This window comes from Candidatus Megaera venefica (assembly GCF_034554655.1).
Lineage (GTDB): Bacteria > Pseudomonadota > Alphaproteobacteria > Rickettsiales > Rickettsiaceae > Megaera_A > Megaera_A venefica.
On sequence record NZ_JARJFB010000197.1, the window covers coordinates 1 to 2612 of the forward strand.

At 35.1% G+C, this 2612-nt stretch carries 5 protein-coding genes and 1 pseudogene; 2 read left to right on the plus strand and 4 right to left on the minus strand.

Annotation, left to right across the window (positions count from 1 at the left end):
• Together Megvenef_RS08725 and Megvenef_RS08730 are read left to right on the plus strand one after the other, a co-directional pair.
• The coding region (locus tag Megvenef_RS08725; RefSeq protein ID WP_322777544.1) for a hypothetical protein at window positions 1–193 on the plus strand (193 nt) is incomplete at its 5' end.
• Window positions 194–245: 52 nt separating this feature from the next.
• Window positions 246–1271, plus strand: coding sequence for an Eco57I restriction-modification methylase domain-containing protein (locus Megvenef_RS08730; protein ID WP_322777545.1), 1026 nt, complete (start codon window positions 246–248; stop codon window positions 1269–1271).
• A gap of 98 nt (window positions 1272–1369) precedes the next feature.
• Here the strand turns inward: Megvenef_RS08730 and Megvenef_RS08735 are convergent, their stop codons facing one another.
• The 4 genes and pseudogenes from Megvenef_RS08735 to Megvenef_RS08750 form a co-directional block, all read right to left on the minus strand.
• The gene (locus Megvenef_RS08735; RefSeq protein ID WP_322777546.1) at window positions 1370–1585 is read right to left on the minus strand and encodes a WGR domain-containing protein; all 216 of its coding nucleotides are present in this window, start codon (window positions 1583–1585) and stop codon (window positions 1370–1372) included.
• Window positions 1586–1619: 34 nt separating this feature from the next.
• Window positions 1620–1883, minus strand: a complete 264-nt coding sequence (locus tag Megvenef_RS08740) for a hypothetical protein (RefSeq protein WP_322777547.1) — start codon at window positions 1881–1883, stop codon at window positions 1620–1622.
• Window positions 1884–1919: 36 nt separating this feature from the next.
• Window positions 1920–2171, minus strand: a complete 252-nt coding sequence (locus tag Megvenef_RS08745; RefSeq protein ID WP_322777548.1) for a hypothetical protein — start codon at window positions 2169–2171, stop codon at window positions 1920–1922.
• 9 nt (window positions 2172–2180) lie between these two features.
• Window positions 2181–2612, minus strand: a pseudogene (locus Megvenef_RS08750) (ParB/RepB/Spo0J family partition protein); the annotation flags it as partial.

Below are 2612 nucleotides of genomic sequence, written 5' to 3' on the forward strand. Positions count from 1 at the left end.
TGATGGATTAAGTTTGCTTGCATTATCTGGTTGGGGTGCGGATTTATCTCCAAAATTAGATGCGTACCAAGGACTCATTCATAAAACGATTGATGAAAATAGCTGTCTATTTTCAGATTTTGATTATTTCCAAGGGCTTCTTGGTGAGAATTTAACCAACAAAGTATTACAGGCAATTTCTTATAACAAATAAACATTTGCACTTTAAACAATAAATTAAATTAAATTAAAATATGAGTATTGAAATGTCAAAAAAACAAATACAAAATGACAGAATAGAAAAAAATCTTAAAGTATTAAAACTATTGTCAAATAATGACCCTAGTATCAACGAAGAGCAAAAAAGAGAACTCCTAAACACCTATACTGGCTGGGGAGGACTCCGTGATGCAATCTTTACTCCTTACGTTTACAGGCAATTAAAACGTTACCTAACCGATGATGAGATTAGCTCCATAAAAAAGAGCGTAAACAGCGCATACTATACGCCCGATTTACTGGTAAAATTTATATGGGCGGCTTTAATGCGTATGGGTTTTAAGGGTTTGAGAGCAGACGGAAGCGGTAAAAGTTGTAATATATTAGAGCCTTCCGCGGGAACAGGGGTATTTTTTAACTACATGCCACAAATAGTAGCAAAAAATGCAAGTATAGATGCAATAGAGCTTGATAATTCCAGCTGCAAATTATTTAGCAAATTGCACGGCAATATTAACATTATCAATACGGGTTTTGAGAATTTCTGTTGTAATGATAATAGATACAACTTGATTATAGGCAATCCGCCATACGGTCGTAATACTGTAAATGATACTTTTAATCCTGATTTATCACATCTAATCATCCATCACTGGTTTGTAGCTAAATCCGCAAGAATGCTAAGAGATAAAGGTATTATTGCCATGATACTGCCGCAATTTTTCCTAGACAATACAAAAGAGCATGCGCGGGATATTATCAACGCATCAGGAGTAAACCTAATACTTGCTTATCGCTTGCCTGATAATTTATTTGCAGACGCAAAAATTACCGTTGATTTAGTATTCTTGCAAAAAACAGATAAAACCCATGAGTGGCAAGCTACAAAGCGAAAGGTAATTGGTGAATATAGCAAACCGATAAATGAGTATTTTTTAAATAATCCTCATCACGTATTAGGTGAGCTTGAGATAATCCCCATGTATGATCGCATGGGTATTACCTGCAAAAGCAGCGGTGATTTAAGAACCCAGCTTGCTGGCGTATATTCTAAAATCAAAAAAATACTCTAAATTATCAGTCATTTACAAATCTAAACTAGACAACAATACATCTAAAACCATGGAGGGCGGTTGCACCCGCCTTCCATAGCTTCCATGACAACTAGCACTTATTCGGTCAATTTATATCCTCTTGCCCGTCTTCTTTTTTCAATCACTTGCAAAGCACTACTAACCTCTAATTCACTATCACAAAAAATAATTTTATAGCCCCCACGTTTGCCGTATCTACTACCCCAGCTACAAACTACACTAGTACCACCGAATAGATTGGCCTGTAGTTGTACATTGTAGAACCTATCCTCTTTTAACCAAGTTTGCAGCATGTTACGCCATGAACCGAACTAATAAAAGCAGGGGTCAGTGCGCATTATCTAATTGATGCCCTAACTCCTCAAATTCATTTACATTATCTTCATTAGCAATTCTTACAAGAGCGGCAACGATATCAGTAAATACCTCTGTATTTTCCTCGGTTATAGGAGCGTCTGCAATATCTAATAAATGCTGCACGTCTTGATTTACATCCCTAGATATCAAAATATCTATGTATTTAAAATATATAGGAGCAAGTGGATGCTCCGCAAAACTATTGTAAGTTTTTCCGTAATTTGAATTTATCATAAGAACCACCTCAGTTTTATTGATAATAACGTTAATTTATAATTGTTGCAATAATTGTTCAAGCTTGGTTTCTTCATCAGATACGGCAGCCCTCTGCATCTCTATAATTATTTTTAAAATTATAGTACGATTTTCAGGTAAATAGTATTTTTCTGCTATTTTTTGCAAGTCTTCTGCTTCCTTATAAAAGCCTCGTTTTTCTAAAGTTTCAACAAATTGATAAAACAAAGGCGCAAGTGGATGATCTATAAAGCTATTGCAGTCTTTATAACATTTGATACTATTCATGCGACTTCTCTAAAAAAACTTGATTAAATGTTTAATAAACTTATCTTGGTCAATATCTAGATGTTTAGCTAACTTTAGGTTGTTATTTTTCCAAGTACCGATAATAGCTCCCGACGGTAATTTAATGACACCGTCTTCAATAATTTCTGAATCCTCACCTACAATAATAGCGTTGACCATCCTTGTTAGCCTATGAGTTCCCGTTCCTTTACGAATTTCTTCGGCAAGATCAATCAAAGCATCAACGTAAGCTTTACCGTTTTTCTCAAGCCCGTGTATCGTTTCTGCGGTTTTAGCCGATACTTTAGAAGTGTTACCGACCGCTTTCCAAATAGTATCGCTGACTTTGGCAAAACATAGATAACTATTAAGTTTATGTCTTGAGCAGCCTATTACTTGAGATAGTTTATCTTGAGTTATTTTTTGATCCTTCATTAGTTT

Excerpts from the sequence above, each read along its gene's own strand:
- Megvenef_RS08740 (WP_322777547.1), bottom strand. The coding sequence starts at position 1,883 with ATGATAAATTCAAATTACGGAAAAACTTACAATAGTTTTGCGGAGCAT.
- Megvenef_RS08735 (WP_322777546.1), bottom strand. The coding sequence starts at position 1,585 with ATGCTGCAAACTTGGTTAAAAGAGGATAGGTTCTACAATGTACAACTA.
- Megvenef_RS08730 (WP_322777545.1), top strand. The coding sequence starts at position 246 with ATGTCAAAAAAACAAATACAAAATGACAGAATAGAAAAAAATCTTAAA.
- Megvenef_RS08745 (WP_322777548.1), bottom strand. The coding sequence starts at position 2,171 with ATGAATAGTATCAAATGTTATAAAGACTGCAATAGCTTTATAGATCAT.